Below are 20,649 nucleotides of genomic sequence, written 5' to 3' on the forward strand. Positions count from 1 at the left end.
TTTTTGATTTTTTTTATTAGTTCAAATGAAGTGTAAAGTCAAATTCATAGGTTTTAACAGGAACGAAATACTGTTGTAATGGCTTAGGTCCACAACTTGCATTTCCTACCCCAAGCATTTCAGCGTCTAATGACAGAATTGTTTCGTTTCTCTTTTTTAAAAATTCTGGGCGTGAAGCTTTGATTAAATCACTCGCGTCATAATGTAGCGCTGAGAAAATAAAAGGTGTACCTGATGTAATTTGCATGGCAGGTCGTTTTTCATTTTTTAATGAAAGGGATAAACTTCGTACATCTGATCTGGCTCCGTTTTCTTGTGGAACAACATAAGGTGTAAACATATCAGTTACAGTTGCTTGGTAATTACCTAAAAAGGCCGATTCCTTGCGATCGGGGTAATTTTCGTGTGGACCTCTCCCGTACCAATTTGTTTGCTCAAGACCTTCTGAAAGTCCTAATTTCAATCCTATCCTTGGTAAAGTTTCTAGACTTTTTCCGCCTTGAGGAATAACTTTGTTTTTCATTCTAATTTGACCTTGCCCTGTAATATCATACACACATTCATGTTGCAAAACAAGGGAATCAGCAGCAAATTCCTTTACAATACTAATTCTCACCAATGATTTGTTTAGCTGCGCTGTTTTGATAGAAAGTACTTTCTGATTTAAATTATCCAATTGAGCTAATCTCCAATTTTTTCTATAAGGTTTATCATTTTCTAAAGGAGCACGATATACATTTAGCGAAGGCCCCGTTATTTCTCCTGTTTGTGCAATCAACTCTTTGTCACGAACTTTAATTGAGGTAATTTTTCCACTTTGTTTATCAAAACGAACCTGTGCACTGCTACTTTTTGTAGTGATTTCAGTTGTTGTTTCCCCTAAAGTTACTGTACCGGATGCTTTTGTAAGTTGGGGCTGTGTTTTTTGTAAAATAATTTCTTCTTTGGCTATTTCAAAACCCGCTTTTGCCCAAGAGGCATCTTCTATCAATCGATAACTAAAATTAAGGGTATATTCGGCATTATTTTCAAACTTTGGTAGATTTATGAAATAGCCTTTTTCAGTTTTTGGCGCAACATCTAGATTAGTTAGAGTCCCTTTCTTAACCACAACACCATTTTTTAAAATGGTCCAATTTCCAGAAAATGCATTCAAATTAGTAAAACTGTATTTATTTCTAACTACAAATGTATTTCGTTCCGTATCCAATCTTGTATCGATAAATTGATGCGCTTTTTTTACTTCTAATAAAGATGGTTTTGGCGTACGGTCAGCAAATACGATTCCTTTGGCACATTCGTTATCTAAATCATCAATTTTTGAAAAATCACCATTTACCGCTAAGCTGTCAACAGGATGATAATCCAATCGGTGGCTTTGGCGTACAGTTCCATCAGGCATTTTTTCATCATAGGTTTGATTCACCCAATCCCAAATATATCCTCCCATAAAACTAGGTGTTTTTTCAACCACCCTCCAATATTCACCAAAATTCCCTAAGGAATTCCCTTGAGCATGTGCATATTCAATCATGATATAGGGTTTATTGTATTTAGGTTTAGCCCAAAAACTCAACAATTTCCAATGGTCTTGTTTAGGAGCGTCTTCGATAAAAGGATACATGGAACTGTTCATGTCAAAATAATCTTTTACATTCCAACAATCGGTTTCTCTACCGTCATAAGAAATAGGACGAGTAGGATCAAATCTTCTGATATAATCACTGAATAATGCAAAATTTTGTCCGTAACCCGATTCATTTCCTAATGACCAAATAATTATAGAAGGATGGTTTTTAGAGCGCTCCACCATAGCAATTACTCTATCCAAAGAACTTTGTAACCAAGAGATATCACTCCCCGGCAATACATTTGTTCGAATGGATTGATCACTTGATTCCAACGCTTCATCCATCACATAAAGTCCGTATTCATCACATAGCGCATACCAGCGTGGATCATTTGGATGATGACTAGAACGAACGGCATTGATGTTGTGCTGTTTCATCAAAATTATATCCTGAATCATGGTTTCAGTGGATAAAGTCTTGCCACTTTTGGGGTCAGATTCTCCTCGATTGACTCCTTTTATGAGAATAGGCTGGCCGTTTACATGCAATTGTAAATTTTTGATTTCAACTTTTCTAAAACCAAATCGACTACGGGTTACTTCAACTGTTTTGCCTTTTGGATCAATTAAGGTCAATACTACTGTAAATAAATTTGGATGCTCCGCTGACCACAGTTTTGGTTTCTTTATCAGGGTGGAACAATCGAAAACTGTTTCGGTACCTGGGCCACCTTGTTTCCAACCAATTCCTTTGGTGCCAAATTTAGGGTCTGAAATTAATTTGTTCCTTTCATCATAAATACCAATCTGTACTTTGTATTTTTGAATTACTTCATCCGTATTGTTGTAAATTTTAATTTTAGCTTTGAATTCGGCATTTTGGTACAAAGAATCCAAATCTGAACTTAAAAAAAAGTCCCGTATTTGTACATTAGGTCGGCTTTGTAAAAACACACTCCTAAAAATCCCACTAAAAGTCCAAGTGTCACCACATTCTAAATAACTGCCCGTTGACCATCGATACACCTGAACAGCCAAAGTGTTCTTCCCTTTTTGTAAATAGGGAGTAATATTGAAAACCGAACTTGTGAAAGAGTCTTCATCGTAGCCCACTTTTTTTCCGTTTACCCAAACATAAAAGGCACTACCTACACCATTAAAGTGTAAAAAAGTTTGTCTTTGTTGCCAATTGTCTGGAATTTCAAAAGTCGTTTGGTAGCTACCTACAGGATTGTCCTTTGGTAAATTAGGCACCTTAATTTTTCCTCCTCTAATTAAAGTTTCCAATCCACGGTGTGAAGGCACACCATAACCTTGTCTTTCCCAGCAAGAAGGCACAGGAATCGTTTTCCAACTAGTAACATCATAATCAACTTTATAAAAATCGGCAGGAGTTTTCGTTTCATCTTCAGCCCAATGGAATTTCCAGTTACCATCTAAACTTTTGAAATAAGGAGACGTTTTATAATCTCCACCTAAAGCTACAGTACTATCTTTAAGTATATAATGTGTAGCCACATGGGGTTCAGTTCCTACAGTATAGACTTGTTTGTCTTTGTGAAATTCCTGCGCATAGGAAAAAAACTGTCCTATCAATAAAATTAAAAAAGTTATATTTTTCATTTCCTATTATTTTTTCGCACTATCAATCGTACGTAACTAGATTGCTTGTGCTTTTATTTTTTTTTAAACTTTAAACTAAGTGGTTAAGAAAAATTTCTAAGATTTCCTTTTTATTTTGTTTTCAACAACTCCTCTAATTTTTCGATAGATTTTATAAAGGGGAGGTTTCCTTCACAATGAATCGATTCATAATCAACAGATAATGTTGGGCAATTGGCATTCTCCTTTTTTAATTTGGTCCACTCATCCCACTTTGCTTTGTAATTTTTCACAATTAGTTGGGCTTCATTACGATCTAAAACTTCACCTTTTACTTCCATTCTAGCAAACATAATTTGAGTACGATAAATTAACTCTATCAACTCATATTTGATACGTCCGTAAGTAGTTGATACCTTTATAAAATCTTCATCCACTTTATTTGGAAGTTTGATGCTGCTAGCTATTTTTTCCATTGCATACCAGCTTTTAAGGTTTTCTTTTTTCTCCTCTAATACTTGTTTATCCACACCATTTTTCACAAAAACTGACATATTTTGAGCAGTAAAAAAATGATCTCGAATCCACCATGGAGAGGTGTCCTGAATGCTTGTTGCTTGTCCTTTGAAAACAGCATCCACTGACAGCAGGCATAATTCTCTTAGTTTACGACTATTTTCTGGAGTCATTTTTAATACATTCTTAGTATAATCATTAAAAATTTGCTCTTCCGATTGCAAAGGTTTTTTGGCAAATTCTTTAATGATATAAGTGTTTAGATCCATCCAAAATTCATTTCCAAAATAAGGGCCAAACCACCCATCGCCCCATGTCCAGGTATAGAATCCTTTTACCTGTTTGTTATTGTATAAGTCACGAATACCTTTTTTTTGTTCCATTTCTGGCCAACCTTCAATCACTCCTTTCCCAATGTAATAAGGGTACGCATTTTTGCCATACATTCCTGCCTGATTAATGGAAACTTCAACAATTTGTTGGTGTTTACCAATTCCAATTGTTTTATTAAAAGGTAATCCCCGTAAAAAATCTCCATTAACATGTTTAATTGAAAAATACAGGTTAGCATCGGGCTCAACATTATTTGTAATATCTAGATAGACCTCGGGTACCAAATGGAATTTTCTCTTGATCTTCCCCCAATCCCAAGTTCTATAAATCAGTTTTTTATTTCGTTTTACACAGACTTCATCTCTTAAGATATTAATGATTTTAATATGATCTTCGGGAGAATACACAGGCCTATCTCCTTCGTGAAAAGGAGTGTCGTGCAAATAGGTTTCTCCAAAACGTATAGTAAGTCCCCCTAATTCGGGAAACTTTGAAAAAATTTCAGCTATTTGTGCTTTTAAAATTTCTTGGGTTCTTGTTTTTTGAATAGACAATTTTCCGTCTATTTTCATTTCCTCTCCAAACTTCTTCATTACTGATTGTGGTACTACCAATACATCCATAAAAGGATAAAAAGGCATTCCCGCTTTAACAGCTTTATCTAATTGTATCCTGACATCTGCAGATTTACGTTCAATCCATAATTTTTCAGCGGTTCTATCAGGCACTAAGTTGTTTTCATAATCATCATAAGTGACGGCACATTGGATTTCAAATTTAGGAACCTGTCCATTATACCCCAATTGTTTAATGCTTTCAGGAGCAGTATATTTTGTATTAAATCTAGGTTCACCAGGATTGTGATGCACCATATTGTAAAGCACTGGGTATCTTTCAGAAACTTCATTTACTTGAGCAAATACTAGTTGTAACTGAAAAACGAATGCGATACAAAAAAACAATGTCTTTTTCATAAATATAACTACTCTTGTTTACTGATTATAATTTACGGAGAGACTTTTTACGGGTATCTTGCAAAACCTTCTCTTCTTTGATAACATTTTCTGGATGTGGGTCAAGCCATCCTGGCACAAGATTTTTGGCATCCCAAAGTTGATATTCTTTTTCTAATTGTTTAACGATAGTAGGGTTAGCCGCAGCGATATCATAACGCTCTAAAGCATCAGTTTTGAGATTAAAAAGCATGGTTTTGTTCTTATACGCACTCTTATACAATTTATAATCGCCTTTGCGAACTGCGTATTCAAAACCTCCTACGGAACGCCAAAACAATAAATCGTTTGGTTTCCCTTTATTTTCTCCTCTCACATAAGGCAACAAACTGGTTCCATCCAATTGTTTTTCTTTACGAAAATCGGCACCAGCGGCGTCTAAGAAAGTGGGGAATAAATCCAAGGATGAAACCACATTTTGATATACTTGATTTCCTTTTAGTCCGTTTTTCCAAGTCATGAAAAAAGGTACTTTGATACCCCCTTCAAAAATCATCCCTTTGTGACCACGATTGGGACGGTTGTCTGCATGTTCAGCACGACCGCCATTATCACTCAAAAAAACAATAATGGTATTGTCTTTCATCCCATTTGCCACTAAGGTAGAATCGATTTTGCCCACCCCTGCATCCACTCCATTGACCATCGCGGCATAGACGCTCCTGCCACCGTATTCAATGTGTTTGGTGTTTTCCAAATATTGTTTAGTCGCTTGATCTGGAGCATGCGGCGCATTGTAAGCTAGATAGATAAAGAATGGTTTTTTATCTTTTTGATTGATAAATTTAATAGTCTCCTCCGTAAAATTATCCGTTAAATAGCTGAGTTCTTTTTCTGGAACAGGAATACCGTTGCGATAAACCGTGTGAATCGCATCTGTTGGAGTTCCCCAATAATTCATTCCGCCACCAGGAAAACCAAACCAATGGTCAAAACCTTGATTATTGGGACGCAAATCAGGATGATCTCCTAAATGCCATTTCCCAATGGCACTGGTTCGATACCCTTGCTCTCTCAAAGCCTCTGGAATCATTTTTTCTGAAAGTGGGGTTCCTACTGTTGGGTTGTTCAAACCATCATCGGCAATATTGCAATCGTGACCAAAACGCGCTTGGTAACGCCCCGTAATTAATCCTGCTCTCGACGGACTGCAATAGGGATGCGAAACGTACCCATTAGAGAAAATCACCCCTTCTTTAGCTATTCGATCTAAATTGGGAGTGGGGATGTCCGTAGCCCCATTAAAACCTACATCTCCCCAACCTTGGTCATCGGTAAGAATGACAATTATATTGGGTTTTTGTTGTTTATTTTGTGCTTGAATAACAGTGGATAAAAATATCCCTGAAACCAATATTGAAGCTACAGCAATTTTTGATTGAATCATTTTTAATTATTTGATTGAATATAAAATGAATAGGAATAAGTGCCTGGCTTTACTATAAATTGAGGGTGAGGTTCTGCTCTTTTTGACCAAGTATCATCTCCGCCAATACCCATTTGAATCAAATCAATATTTACAGTCAAAACCTTTCTGTCTTCTAATTCATTGGTGTGCTTGGCTTCTTGTAAATTCATCGTGCTAAAAGGAACAACACTAAAATTGAGTCTTTTTTCTCCTTGAGCAACTTTAAATCCTTTGTTTGATTTGTTGTTCAAAATGAACCAACGGGTATCCATTCGATTTCCGTATTCCTCTGGGTAAATGTAACTTTGGTCTAAAGCAAAAACATCTCCGCTATACAAACCTACTTTGGAACCTAGATTTCTATCTTGATAATTTTCGAAAGGCCCTTTTCCAAAATAACTTAGATTACGGTATTGGTTATTGGTATCAAACTGCATCCCGATTTTAGGCACATTCGGAGCGTTTTTATCAATTGATGCCAAATAATCTACTTTTAGTTTTCCGTCTCCTTGGATTGTATATACTAAAGTAATTTCAGTTTTAGGTTTAGCAATCAATCCTTTTACAGTTACGGCAACATTTGATTTATCAGTTGCATTTACTTTTACCGACTGTACTTCCAAACGATCTCCTGCTTTCATCCAATCTAGTTCAGCCGAAAGCTTTTTAGCATTACGGTAGGCTTCATCATTTTCTGTTTCTGCTCTCCAAAAATTTAATTTCAGCGGACTTGCTAAAACCTCAACCCCATTTGTTTTCAATTGATGTACATAACCTGATTTTTTATCAACTTCCACTTCAATCATTTTGTTGCTTACGCGAATGTTTTGCGCTGATTCCTGTACTTCTAAACTAGATGTTTTCGAAGTCGAAACCTCTTTTTGTTTTGGGTTTGCTATTTCAAATTGCTCTTCAAATACCACATATCCCTTTTTGGCCCAAAGGGTGTTCTCTTTCAACTTCCCTTCGATAGTCATAAAATATTCCTGTCCTGCTTTGAAATTTATCTTTTTCAAATTCACATTCAAAGCTTCTTTTTGAAAAGGTTTTGTAGCCAATGCACCTAGCGTTCCTGATTGAATCGATTTACCATTTTCCGTCAGATTCCACACTAAATCATACTGTCCCAAATCCACTGCATGATGGCGATTGTAGATTTCAAAATTCCCTTTGGCTGCATCAATAGCTGTAATGACTGCGGGCTGGTTTACGTACTTGCATTCGTAGGTCGCTGGTTTTGGATTTCTGTCGGCGGTAATGATACCGTTTAAGCAAAAACTACCACTATTAGGCTTGTCGCCAAAATCACCTCCGTATGCAAAAAATTCTTTGCCGTTTTTATCTTTTTTAACCAATCCTTGGTCAATCCAGTCCCAAATATAACCTCCTAAGGCACGGTCATTTTTGTAAATCACATCCCAATAGGTTTTCATATTTCCAGTAGAATTCCCCATAGAATGCGCATATTCACACATCACCACTGGACGGGTATCAAAACTAGTTTCGTCAATCAAGTCTTGTAATTCCTGAGGTGTTGGATACATACGGCTCAACATATCAACCCATTTTGGGTCGGTAGGATTGGCCATTTTAGAATTGAATTTCTTTTGGTATCTCGGATCCGTCGCATCGCCTTGAGCACCTTCATAATGAATGTATCTTGTAGGGTCATATTCCTTAATCCAAGCCGACATAGCCGCATGATTAGGTCCTTTTCCTGATTCATTTCCTAAAGACCAAATCACCACTGACGGATGGTTTTTATCTCTTTCGACCATACGAATGGCTCTTTCAAGAAATGCAGCACCCCATTCTGGCTCATTTGCCAATCGTCCTCTGATACCGTGGGTTTCCAAATTAGCTTCGTCCATTACATAGATTCCGTATTGGTCACACAAATCATAAAAATAAGGGTCATTTGGATAATGACAGGTACGCACAGCATTAAAATTGAATTGCTTCAACAATTGCACATCACGCTCCATATCGGCTCTTGAAACCGTTTTCCCATTAGTCATATGATGGTCATGACGGTTTACACCAATCATTTTTACAGGATTTCCATTGACCAAGAAACGCCCTTTGTTGTCAATTACTACTTCTCTAAAACCCACTTTGGTGCTGGTGTATTGAATAGGATTGCCTTTGTCATCTTTGACCGTGAATAAAAGAGTATATAAATATGGATTTTCGGCAGACCATTTTTTTGGTGATTTTACTTCGGTTTCAATCATAGCAAAATCGACATTGTCACGTTGCGGATAATATTCGCCAAAAAACTTTTGCAATTTCATTACATTTTTATCCCCTACAGCTACTCCATTGGCATCTACTAATTGGGTGGTTAAAGTCCAATTATCCATCGTTGTATGCAATGGATTATCCCCAAAATGCCCCACTTTTTCAATGTATTTATCGGCAATATTGGCTACAAAAGCAGGACGAATTTGCAATAAGGCATTTTCGTAATTCTGATCTAAATCGGTACGAACGGTGAAATTAGACAAACGTACTTTCGGCACGGCTTGCAAATAGACTTCTCTTTCGATTCCGCTCATTCTCCAGTGGTCTTGGGCTTCGAGATAACTTCCATCGGACCAACGATATACTTTTACGGCAATTTTGTTTTTGCCTTTTGTAAGGTGTTTGGTGATATCAAATTCGGATGGTAAACGGGTGTCTTCACTATAACCAACAAATTGGCCATTGACCCAAACATAAAAAGCCGATGATACGCCTCCAAAATGTAAAATCACATCTTTGTCTTTCCAAGAATCGTTCAAATCAAAGGTTTTTACATAATGCCCAACAGGATTGTCATGGTGGTTGATAAAAGGAAAATCACTGAAAAAAGGATAGGTCGAATTGGTGTAAATAGGAATTCCATACCCACGCATTTCCCAGTTAGAAGGAACATCAATTGATTTCCAAGCCGATGTATTAAAATCTGATTTTTGAAAACTTGTCGAAGCATCAGCAGGTTTAGCCACCCAACTGAATTTCCAATCCCCGTTTAAGGATTGAAACCAAGATGATTTTTCTCTTTGGTTTTCTCTAGCCAAAGTTTCATTTTCATAAGAATAAAAAGTGGCTCTCGCTGCCATTCTGTTGATTTGGTTCACCGCTGGATTTTCCCAATCATTTTGTTGCGCAAAAAGACTAAAGGATAAAAAAAGAACCGAAAAAAGAATACTAGTTTTCAAGGGATTGATATTTAAAATTTAATTATGTTTTATAAGGTTTGAAATATATTGCTTATATCTAATGGATCACCCATTTCTTTTTGGAGTTGTTGTAGGTTTTGGAATAGGGCTTTTACTTTGATTTTATTAGCTGAAAGACCTGCTATATCCTGCATTTCTTCGGGGTCTTTGTTCAAATCAAACAACAATACTTTCTGGATTTTAGGATAAACAATTAACTTATAACCGTCTTTGCGAATCATTCGTTGAAGATCCAAATAGGCTCCGTAAATCCCTTTGTAATTGCTCTTAGTGGTTTTGCCTTTGGCCAAATCCATCAAGCTATGGAACTCTACATATTTTGGTTTGGGCGCACCTGCTAAATCTAAAGCCGTTGCCATGGCATCTTGCAAATAGATATCGGCATCAACTTTTTTGTTTTTAGGAATATCAGGACCTACTATGACAAAGGGAGCACGGATGCTATGATCAAACAAACTTTGTTTCCCCATTAAACCGTGACGCCCCATGGCTAAACCATGGTCAGCGGTAAAAATGATATAAGTATTGTCCATTTTACCTGATTTTTTCAAAGCGTCTAGAATCAAACCTATTTGCTCATCGGCATAGGTAATACTGGCATAATATTCTTGGGTATGTACTTTTACAGCGTATTTTGTTCTTGGGAAGGGTGCCAACGCCTCATCTCTTAAATTATTATTGTTACCCATATCTCTTCTAAAAGGATATTCTGGTAAAAAACTTTGGGGAACCGAAATTTTACGCAATGGATATTTTTCTTGATATTCTTTAGGCGCCTGTCTAGGGTCATGCGGAGCATTGAAGGCGAGATACATGAAGAAAGGATTTTCTTTCGTTTTTGCTTCATTGATATACGCAATAGCATCATCTTTTAAAACTACACTCCAATGTTTTCCTCCTTGCCAGAAACCACCTTTTGAAGTATTATAAGGCAACCAAGATTTGTCATCTTCACTCAACGGACGGTTGTAGCCATTTGGCATTGGCACCTTATCAAAAGAACCATTATTTTTTTTAATAGCTTCAAAAGTGGCAACCATTTTGCCGTGGTTCCAAGCATCAGCTGCCATACCACCTCGAATATTCTTTGTATGTTGAAATACCTTGTCCACAGCGGCCTCCACATGCCATTTCCCCGTAATATAGGTATCATAGCCCTGCTGTTCCATTAATTTCCCCCAAGTGAGTGCTGTTTTTTCTTTTTGAGCCCATTCGTCTGAAATGGCATTTGCTCTCCATAAAAAACGGCCTGAAATCAACATTGCACGTGAAGCTACACATACAGCTCCATTCCAAGCGCCCATATTATACGCATGAGTAAAGGTGGTTCCGTTTTTGACCAAAGCATCCATATTGGGTGTTTGAATTTCTTTATTCCCTAAAGCATGAATGGAAGTATAGGTTTGATCATCTGTAAAAATAAAAACGATATTGGGTTTTCTATTTTCGGCTTTTTGAGAAAACAAATGAACATTGTAGTTTGTAATTAATAAGACTAAAAATATAATAGATTTAATTTTCATTTTTGGGATAATAATAAAAAAGTAATACTCGCCCTCATAATTAAAGAGCAGCGAGTATTATAACTAAACAAACTAACTAAAACTAACATGACAAAGATTCATTTTTAATCTTAAAATGGACGCTTCAAATGGTTTTATAACTGAAACAAATGGTTAAATCATTTAAAATACAGTGATTCAGCGTACCAAAATGCTAAATATTAGATAGTAATAAATTAAAATTGGCGTATTACAACAAACACCTTTTTACATTATATTTTAAACTACAATAGCTCGACAGTTATTTGTTTCTAATACAAACCATTCATTGATACTTTGTGCTAGAAGAACAATTAAGCGATTTTTTACAGAAAGTAAAATAGCTACTCTTATTGACCCGCCCTTAACTTCGGTTATGCAACCTGTAAATAATATTGGTGTTGAAGCTGCAAAAATGTTATTATCACAGATAGAAAATCCTGAAACATTTATACCTCAAACTATTGTCCTAGATGGAATGTTAAATATTAGAGAGTCTTCGGTTAAAATTATTATTTGACCAAACTACTTCAAAGGAATCTGAACATTAAAAGACTGTAAAACACCATTTTCATCAACAATATCCGAAGCACAAAGCAATACTTTTGGCACACCATTTTCAATATACAATTGCGGTCTTTCCAAATGTTCTACTTTTTGAAGATTCCCATTTTCCCAATTAATTTCTAATTTAGAAACCAATGCGTTTTTGGATAATTTCCAATCATAACCATCATTCGATTCAAATAAAACCAATGCTTTCCCTTCTTTGGTAAAAGCACCATGCATATCTTTCAGAATAGCTCTGTATTTTCCTTTTTGGTACCAAATAAAAGGATCTTCTGCAGGAAAATCATGGCCTTCTGCCAAGAAAACTGGTTTATCATACTTCTTGAATGGCCCTGATGGATTATCCGATGTGGCTACACAATGCACCACGGGACCACCCATAATACCTGGCTTCTTTTTTCCAACAGCCTTATAAACCATCAAGTAAGTTCCGTCTGGTTTTTGAGTAATAGAAGGATTGCTAACCATCAATGCATCCATCGCTTGGGGATCTGGACTCACATCAATAATAGGGTTGTCTAATCGTTGCCAAGGCCCGTTTGGATTATCGGCAAAGGCTACACCAATGCGTTGGTTGTTTCGATGAATGGGGTTTAATTTATTCCCCATCGCTTTTCCATCCCCAGTATTTCCCATATAATACAAGTAGTATTTCCCATTGTATTTGTGAACTGTCGGATTGTGAGTACATAAGCCATCCCAATAGTTAGCCCCTCGAATGGGTAACGCTACATCTTTATGTTTCCACGGTCCCAACGGACTTTTGGAAACCGCATGGGCGATTTCAGAGTGCGTGACCCAAGCCCAACCTAACTCTTTATCCCATCTAGAATAATACATATGGTACAGTTTATCGTCACCTTTAACTATAGAAGCTCCCCAAATGCTGATACTGTCATTCTCAAACTTAGCAGATAATGGTACTTTTTTGAATGTTATTTTAAAGTCATCGTCGACTTTAGCTGTTTTGCAACTTACAAATACTAATAGCAGTATTATTCCAATATATTTCATGTGAATTAATTTATTTTTTCAACAATCGATTCTCCCAATCTTTCAGCAATTCTTCATCTGTAGTTTTGGCTGTAAAGGATTGATTATGTGTTTTTATTTGCTTTACATAATATTCTAAAGACTCTTTTTTTGCTTTTTTAATGGTCTTTTCATCCTCTGGAATCCTGTTTTTTTCAAAAGCCACCATTTGAGTCGAAATCTCTTGAAATAATTGCTTTTTTATTTTTTTATATTTTTTGGAATCGGCTAGGTTATTAAACTCCATTGGATCTTTTTTAAGATCAAACAATTCAATTACAGGTTTTGTTGCTGCCATAAACTGATTAAATGGTGCTGTCAATTCTCCTTTTTTATACAAAACATTATACAAAGAAAAGGCAGGATATTGGGCTTTTTTGTAACTACTCAATTGCATCCAAGGGCCGTCAGGAGTTCGATTCCAGATGAGTTTGTACCTGCCATTGCAAATACTTCGCATATTTTCGACAGCATCACCAGCACGATCTCTAAAACCGTAAACGTATTTTATTTTCTGCGCTTTTTTGCCTAAAAAAATAGTTCCTTGCAAATTACTTGGTGGTACAATTCCTGCTAATGCTAAAGAAGTTGCCGTTACATCAATCAAACTTACCAATTCTTCTTTCTCTATTTTTGGTTTAAAATGATTGGGGTAACGCACTATCAGAGGGACTCTCAAACCTCCTTCGTACAAAAACTGTTTATCGCGCAAATGCGGACGTCCATTGTCGCCAAAGAAAAATACAATCGTATTATCGGCCAATCCTTCTTTTTCTAATCGGTCTAAAATAAGCCCTACTTGTTTGTCGCATTCTTGCACACTTTCTAAATATAAAGCCCAATCGGCTCGTATAATGGGGTAATCAGGATAACATTCGGGTAAATGCACTTTATCAGCTGCCACTGGATTATCTTTGTCACGGACAAAATCGCGGTGGGGTTCATGAATTTGAACTTGAGCAAAAAAGGGTTGGTCTTTGGTTCGTTGTTTCCAATCGGTTCCGTCAAAAAGGTTCTCTGCTAAAAAGTTAAAATCCTCTTTCCCACTCTTTGCCATATTATGTGAATTCCCATTCGTACAAAAATACCCTTGCGCTTTAAAATAAGTGGTTATGGGTGCAGTTCCTTGGGGTAACTGAGTCATATTTATGGTTCTATGGTCGTGACTGTTTACAGATGGCGGATACATACCTGTAATCATCGATGAGCGACTTGGGGAGCAAATGGGAGCATTGGCATAGGCTCTTTTATACAAAATTCCTTGTTTGGCCAAGCGGTCAATATTAGGAGTTTTTACATCTGGATTGCCGTAGCAACCTAATTCTATCCCCAAATCATCCGCATTTATCCATAGAATATTGGGGCGGTTTTGTGCCAAACCATTGATTCCTAACATCAATAGCAATGCTTTTAAAAAAATGCTATTTATAAAATACTTCATTATTTATCTTTTTTGATAATTAGGGGAATTTGGATATTAAATGAGTGTCTTACTTTATTCGCATCCAAAGTATCTGCAGCGCAAAGTAAGGCAATCGGTTTTCCGTTTTCGATATATACTTGAGGACGTTCTAAATGAGTAAACTGCTGTACCCTTCCATTTTCCCATTGTACAATACGTTCCGAAATTTCGTGATGTTTAGCCGGTTGCCAGTCGATTCCGTTTTCAGAATCAAATTGCACCAGTGAGAATATCCGACTTTTTCCGGTATCTTTAATTCGTTTGACAATGGCTCTGTACCTACCGTCTTGATACCAGATATAAGGATCCTCGGCTGGAAATCGTTCGCCTTCAAAATGAAAAACTAATTTTTCTGATTTAACAAAAGGGCCTGTTGGACTGTCGGATGTGGCAACAAGATGTACCACAGGGCCTCCACTGGGCAACGGAAATTTTTTACCCACTCCCTTGTAAATTAAAGTAAAACCGCCATCAGGTCGTTGACAAATAGAAGGATTAGAAGTCATCAAAGCATCTGGAGCATTATCATCACTGCTCACATCAATTAAGGGTTTGTCAAATCTTTTAAATGTGCCGTTTGGATCATTGGCAACTGCTACACCAATCCGTTGGTTGTTACGATGTACCCAGTTCAATTCTTCTTTACCAGGAACTCCTAAAACTTTACCATCCCCTGTATTTCCCATATAATACAAATAATATTTGCCTTTGACTTTTATGATAGTGGGATTATGTGTCACTAAACCGTCCCAATAGTTTACTCCTCTTGCGGGAAGGGCTACATTTTTAAATTTGAATGGTCCAAAAGGAGAAGTAGAAACCGCATGAGCAATCTCTGAATGTGAAACCCAAATCCAGCCTGGAGCTTCTGGCCATCGGGAATAAAACAAATGATACAAATTATCATCTCCTTTGATTAATGAACCTCCCCAAACGCTCATTCCTTTTTCGCTAAAAACCGATTTTGAGGCTACTTTTCCAAATTCTATTTTGAAATCGGGACTGATAGTCGAACTGGTTTTGGTGTTTTTTTTACCACAAGAAATCAATACCATTGAAGTGATTACAAGTGACCATAAAGTTGATTTATTCATTCCTTTGTTTTATATTAATGATGGTATTTATTTCTTTAATAATCCAATATAAAAAAGACTACTTTTTTTTCACGCCACGGCCTTCTGGATGCTCATAAATAGATTCTACACCTTGTGCAAAATAAACTTCGGGCCTATGCCAAACACCAGTGTCTTTGAAGGCGGGTTCATTATAGTCCAAACTTAAATCACAATCGAAACGAGCCATAATGGAATAACTTTTTTGAGGTGTTCCAGCATTAACAAAATGACACAATCCCCAAGTAAATCCTCTTCCATTACCTGAATTAGTAAAAGCGTCTGGACAAAAAGGAGCTGCCGCAGTAGGGGTTAATGACAATCCTGCTGCAATTTTGAAATTTACTCCATCCTCTGAATACTGCATCGTTTCACGTTCGTTACCATCTTTAATTGCCAAAGCAGCAACCCCTCCCTTAAATGGAAAATAGGTAGTTTCATGACCCGACTGCATAACAGGATTTAATGGATGTTTTTTGAAAGGACCTAAAGGATCTTCTCCAATTACTACTCCATGACCTACGGCATAATGTGACCTATCATTTGGCCATTTGTTATAAGCGGCTTTGTAATAAATATAAATTTTACCCTTGTAAACTATAGGATGTGGATCATGTGTTGCGTTTTGATCCCACTCGCCTTCTTTTCCAAAAGGAATTACTTTATCACCTCCGTGTATCCATGGTCCATCAGGCGAATCAGAGTAAGAAACGGAAACAGGACATAAATCACCTCTTAGTCCGCTAGGTTCATCAAAGGCTTGGTAGTATAAATAATACTTCCCTTTCCAAACTAATATATCAGGAGTAGCTACAGAACGCCAGCCCGATTGTGGTTTCGCAGGTCTTGACACTGCAACTCCTTTTTCTTCCCAAGTAATACCATCGGTACTTGTTGCATACCAAATATCACATAAGTCCCAGTCTGTTGATGGGATTACATCCGTAGCCTCAGCAGCACGATCCCAACCTATTGGAGGAACAGTTGTATGTCGTTTTGTGTACCAAATATAATACTTACCATTCACCAAGATAGGTCTTGAAGGGTCACGACGAGAAATGGTTCCGTCCCCGTTGTTGTAATCAAATCCTTTTAATCTGGTGTACTTAAATTGTGAAAACAATTCATTATCCTGAACCCTAGGGGTTGAATATTCAAACATACGCTCAGAGGATGTGCTTAACGAAATGTTAGGTTTCTCAGTAGGCATTTTGAATGGAAAAACACTAGTTGATTTCTTTTTGGAAGAAGTATCTAGTTTTGCAGAACATGACACTAAAACACTTCCTATTAATGCAATAATAATTTTACTTTTCATTTCTTCATTTTTATTTTAATGATGGAACTTGATATTGTTTTCTCAGTTTAGCTAATTCTATTTTCAGTAAAGCAATATCTTTAGCATACTCTGGACTGATGTATTGACTTTTCATTTCAGTAGGATCTTTTTTCAAATCATAAAATTCCCATTTATTCAAATCATAGTAATGAATTAATTTATAACGATCTGTGCGCACTCCTTCGTGTTTAGCAATGTTGTGGCCGCCTGGAAAATCATAATATTGGTAATACAAACTCTTTCTCCAATTTTTAACTTTCTTTTGAGTCATCACGGGCAACAAACTTTTCCCTTGAATTTCTTTCGGAATTTGAACTCCTGCATAGTCTAAAATAGTGGGAGCATAATCGATGTTTTGAACCAAATCATTACTCACTTTTCCACCTTTTATTATTGATGGACAATAAGCAATCAATGGCGTTCTAAACGCTTCCTCATACATCAACCTTTTGTCATAAAATCCATGTTCGCCTAAAAACAATCCTTGGTCAGAAGTATAAATCACTAAGGTGTTTTCATCTAATTTATTTTCCTTCAAATACGCCATCAAACGTCCCACATTATCATCTACTGATTTTATGCAACCCAAATAATTTTGCATGATGCGTTGGTACTTCCATCGGATTAGGTCGTTTCCTTTTAAATTTGCTTTGGCGAAAGCCTCATTTTTATCTTTAAAAGCACTATCAAAAGTTTGTTTTTCTTCTTTTGAAAGTCTTCCATAAGCTCTTTGCCATAATTTCCCGCCATAATCTTCGTAGATATTAGGAACATTTTTGGGTTCTGACCAAATTTCACAGTACCATCCCATAGGCATTTCGTCTAAAGTCATATCGATTTGCTTGGCTTCGCTAATGTGACCATCATGTGTATCAAATAAATTTTGAGGTTCTGGAATGGTAACATTATCAAAAGTGTTTAAATACTGTAAAGGCGGAATCCAATTGGCATGAGGTGCTTTATTCCCAACAATCATCATAAAAGGTTGTTTTTTGTCCCTTCCTTTTTCAAGCCAATTGATTGCTTTATCAGTAATCACATCAGTAACATAGCCTTTATGAATTTCAGTCCCTTTGGCTGTTCTAAAATCCGAATTATAATAATCTCCTTGATCTATCAATACATCCCAAAATGAAAAGCCAACTGGCTCACTTTTTAAATGCCATTTGCCAATAATTGCCGTTTGATAGCCAGCATTTTGCAAGATACTCGCTATCGTAGGTTGGCTGCCATCAAAGCTTTCTTTGAGTGTAAGTACTCCATTCTTATGACTGTGTTTACCTGTCAAAATTGTGGCTCGTGAGGGTGCACAAATAGAATTCCCAACATAACTACGGTCAAAACGAATCCCTTCATTGGCTAATTTGTCTATATTAGGGGTTGGCGCAATAGTGGCTAATCTATCATTATACGCACTAATAGCTTGATAGGCATGATCGTCTGAAAGTATTAGAATGATATTTTTGGGCGTTTTATTTTGTGCCAAACTCAAAAGGCTAAAAGCACAAAAAGCAACTAAAAAGGAATATTTATAAAGAACTTTAATCATATTTTATTTATCTAATAAAGGAATCACTAATGAATGTGAAATTTCACTGTCCTTTGGTAAAATGGCAATTATCAAGGCTTTTGGTTTGCCGTTTTCCATGTATAATTTGGGCATATCGGCTGTACGTTCTGTTTTGGTAATGGTGCCATCTGTCCATTTAATTTCGCCTGCTTTTAGTAATAAAAAGTTTTTAGAAAGCTTCCAATTAAACCCGAAAGAATCAGCCTCAAATAATAAAGTTGATCCACGAGGATTATCGCTCCACGAACCATCAGAATCCTTGGCTATACAATAATATTTCCCATTTTGAGCCCATTCTACATGATCATCAATCGCAAAATTTGCCGTAGGATGGATTATAAAAGGTTTTCTTGTATCAACAAACGGACCTTCAGGAGCATCTGCTAATGCGGTCACATGTATCACTTTTCCGTTTTTGAATTTCTCATTCGGCTCTACATATTTGTATGCCAATAAAAGTTTACCATCAGGCCGAATTGATATCGTTGGTGTTGAAGTCATCATTTGATTGCCTTTAACATCGATTAAAGGCTTTTCAAAGCGTGTCCATTCTCCATTCAAGTCATTAGTAACAGCGAGGCCTACTCGCTGGTTATTACGATTTACCCACCATTCTGGGTCACTATATTTCGGCATTACTGTGTCTGCTGTTTTGTCCCAGTAACCACTACCATGGTTGCCCATGTGGTACAAATAGTACTTACCCTTGTATTCTAACACATGAGGATTATGGGTACAATCACCATCCCAATATTTGTTTCCTCTTGGAGGAAGTACCAAGTTTTTAAATACATAAGGACCTGTGAGCTTATCCGAAACGGCATGTGCAATTTCAGAATGTGTCACCCATCCCAAATGTCCTCTCGATTTTAGCCAACGGGAATAAATAGCGTGGTATTTGCCATCTTTCCCTTTTAAAATATTGGTTCCCCAAACATTATAATCCTTTTCTTGAATAATATTGGCTTTATCAAATTTTTCAGGAAGGGTGATAGGGCTATCATTTTGAACGGATTGAGCCGTACAAATTCCTAATAGGAAACTAGCAAAAACTACGAAATAAAACTTTAGATTACTTTTTTTCATTTTTGATTCGTTCTAATTGTTTTTTTGAAAGTCCTTGTAAAAAATAAACATCAGGCTTTAAAAACATATGGGTATGTTTTAGTTCAGGATCGTTTAGATCCAAACTCAAATCACAGTCAAAGCGTGCCATAATCGAATAACTTTTAGGAGCTGTTCCTGCATTGGTAAAATGACACATGCCCCAAGTTACCCCTCTACCATATTTGGTATTGGTAAAAGCATCTGGTGTATAAGCGCCCGCAGCGGTAGGCGTCAGCGTAACATTGGCCGCCACCTTAAAATTCACTCCATCAGCTGCATACTGCATGGATTCACGTTCGTTTCCATCTTTAATGGCCAAAGCTGCAATTCCTTCTTTAAAAGGAAAATAAGTCGTTTCATGTCCTGAATTTAATACTGGATTCAAAGGGTGTTTTACAAAAGGTCCTAAGGGATCTTCGGCTATAGCCAAACCATGTGCTACTGCATACTTTTCTCTGTTGTCTGGCCATTTATTAAAGGCGGCTTTATAGTATAAATAAATTTTCCCGTCTCTTACAATCAAATGAGGGTCTTGACTTTGATCTTGATCCCATTCGCCTTTTTTACCAAAAGGGAAAATTGGTTTTCCTAAATTAGTCCAAGGTCCATTAGGTGAATCAGCATAGGAAACCGAAATAGGACACCAATCTCCTTTTAACCCACTAGGTTCATTAAAAGCTTGGTAGTACAAATAATATTTCCCTTTCCATACCAATATATCGGGTGTGGCTACAGAACGCCAACCCAATTGTCCTTTTTCGGGTCTTTTAACGGCTACCCCTTGTTCTTCCCAACTAAAACCGTCTTTACTTGTAGCGTACCAAAGGTCACATAAATCCCAATCGGTAGAAGGAATTTCATCAGTAGCTTCCATAGCGCGATGTGAACCAATGGGTGGTACTTTTGTATGTCTTTTGGTGTACCAAATATAATAAGTATCGTTAACCAAAATAGGTCTTGAAGGGTCTCTTCTGGAAATCGTTCCGTCTCCATTATTATAATCAAAACCTTTTAATTCTGTGTATTTAAACATCGAATACAATTCGTTATCCTGAACTCTTGGAGCAGGATAATCAAACATCCTATCAGTAGCCGCACTCATTGGGTACTTCGGTTTTTCGGTTGGCATTTTATGCGGGAAAACTTGAGCTGATTTTGTATTCTTTTTTGTTTGAGCTTCAACAAACAAAGACAAGCTTAGGGATAAACCTAATAAAGCAATTGTTGCAATTTTATTAGTATTCATAAAT

At 36.7% G+C, this 20,649-nt stretch carries 13 protein-coding genes; 1 reads left to right on the forward strand and 12 read right to left on the reverse strand.

The features are described from left to right. Window positions 1-16: 16 nt before the first annotated feature. From SLW70_RS14370 to SLW70_RS14390, 5 genes are all read right to left on the reverse strand, one after another. Complete coding sequence (locus tag SLW70_RS14370; RefSeq protein WP_320889308.1) at window positions 17-3,193, reverse strand: glycoside hydrolase family 2 TIM barrel-domain containing protein; 3,177 nt, start codon at window positions 3,191-3,193, stop codon at window positions 17-19. A 110-nt stretch (window positions 3,194-3,303) separates the two neighbouring features. After that, the gene (locus SLW70_RS14375; protein WP_320889310.1) at window positions 3,304-4,995 is read right to left on the reverse strand and encodes a hypothetical protein; all 1,692 of its coding nucleotides are present in this window, start codon (window positions 4,993-4,995) and stop codon (window positions 3,304-3,306) included. 25 nt (window positions 4,996-5,020) lie between these two features. Then, window positions 5,021-6,421 (reverse strand): sulfatase-like hydrolase/transferase, encoded by a 1,401-nt coding sequence (locus SLW70_RS14380; RefSeq protein ID WP_320889311.1) that lies wholly within the window; start codon window positions 6,419-6,421, stop codon window positions 5,021-5,023. Between the two features lie 2 nt (window positions 6,422-6,423). Further along, window positions 6,424-9,645 carry a glycoside hydrolase family 2 TIM barrel-domain containing protein gene (locus tag SLW70_RS14385; RefSeq protein WP_320889312.1) on the reverse strand — a complete coding sequence of 1,074 codons (3,222 nt, stop codon included), beginning with the start codon at window positions 9,643-9,645 and terminating at the stop codon, window positions 6,424-6,426. Between the two features lie 29 nt (window positions 9,646-9,674). Next, window positions 9,675-11,189: a sulfatase-like hydrolase/transferase gene (locus tag SLW70_RS14390; RefSeq protein ID WP_320889313.1), complete on the reverse strand. Its 1,515-nt coding sequence runs from the start codon at window positions 11,187-11,189 to the stop codon at window positions 9,675-9,677. Window positions 11,190-11,496: 307 nt separating this feature from the next. Between SLW70_RS14390 and SLW70_RS14395 the strand changes: the two genes are divergently transcribed. Next, window positions 11,497-11,727, forward strand: coding sequence for a substrate-binding domain-containing protein (locus SLW70_RS14395; protein ID WP_320889314.1), 231 nt, complete (start codon window positions 11,497-11,499; stop codon window positions 11,725-11,727). 5 nt (window positions 11,728-11,732) lie between these two features. Here the strand turns inward: SLW70_RS14395 and SLW70_RS14400 are convergent, their stop codons facing one another. Genes SLW70_RS14400 through SLW70_RS14430 form a run of 7 tightly spaced genes read right to left on the reverse strand, consistent with a single transcriptional unit; the run spans window position 11,733 to window position 20,645 of the window. After that, window positions 11,733-12,791, reverse strand: a complete 1,059-nt coding sequence (locus SLW70_RS14400) for a glycoside hydrolase family protein (protein ID WP_320889315.1) — start codon at window positions 12,789-12,791, stop codon at window positions 11,733-11,735. A gap of 10 nt (window positions 12,792-12,801) precedes the next feature. Further along, window positions 12,802-14,250 carry a sulfatase gene (locus SLW70_RS14405; protein WP_320889316.1) on the reverse strand — a complete coding sequence of 483 codons (1,449 nt, stop codon included), beginning with the start codon at window positions 14,248-14,250 and terminating at the stop codon, window positions 12,802-12,804. Next, a complete protein-coding gene (locus SLW70_RS14410) occupies window positions 14,250-15,365 on the reverse strand; it encodes a glycoside hydrolase family protein (protein ID WP_320889318.1) in 1,116 nt (371 codons plus the stop codon). Before SLW70_RS14410 ends, SLW70_RS14405 begins: the two co-directional genes overlap by 1 nt. A gap of 58 nt (window positions 15,366-15,423) precedes the next feature. Further along, window positions 15,424-16,701, reverse strand: coding sequence for a glycoside hydrolase (locus SLW70_RS14415; RefSeq protein WP_320889319.1), 1,278 nt, complete (start codon window positions 16,699-16,701; stop codon window positions 15,424-15,426). 10 nt (window positions 16,702-16,711) lie between these two features. Next, window positions 16,712-18,271: a sulfatase gene (locus SLW70_RS14420; protein ID WP_320889320.1), complete on the reverse strand. Its 1,560-nt coding sequence runs from the start codon at window positions 18,269-18,271 to the stop codon at window positions 16,712-16,714. A 3-nt stretch (window positions 18,272-18,274) separates the two neighbouring features. After that, window positions 18,275-19,378 (reverse strand): glycoside hydrolase family protein, encoded by a 1,104-nt coding sequence (locus SLW70_RS14425; protein WP_320889321.1) that lies wholly within the window; start codon window positions 19,376-19,378, stop codon window positions 18,275-18,277. Next, the gene (locus tag SLW70_RS14430; protein ID WP_320889322.1) at window positions 19,365-20,645 is read right to left on the reverse strand and encodes a glycoside hydrolase family 117 protein; all 1,281 of its coding nucleotides are present in this window, start codon (window positions 20,643-20,645) and stop codon (window positions 19,365-19,367) included. The genes SLW70_RS14425 and SLW70_RS14430 overlap by 14 nt, the downstream gene beginning before the upstream one ends. Window positions 20,646-20,649: the final 4 nt, after the last annotated feature.

The organism is Flavobacterium sp. NG2 (assembly GCF_034119845.1).
Classification (GTDB): domain Bacteria; phylum Bacteroidota; class Bacteroidia; order Flavobacteriales; family Flavobacteriaceae; genus Flavobacterium.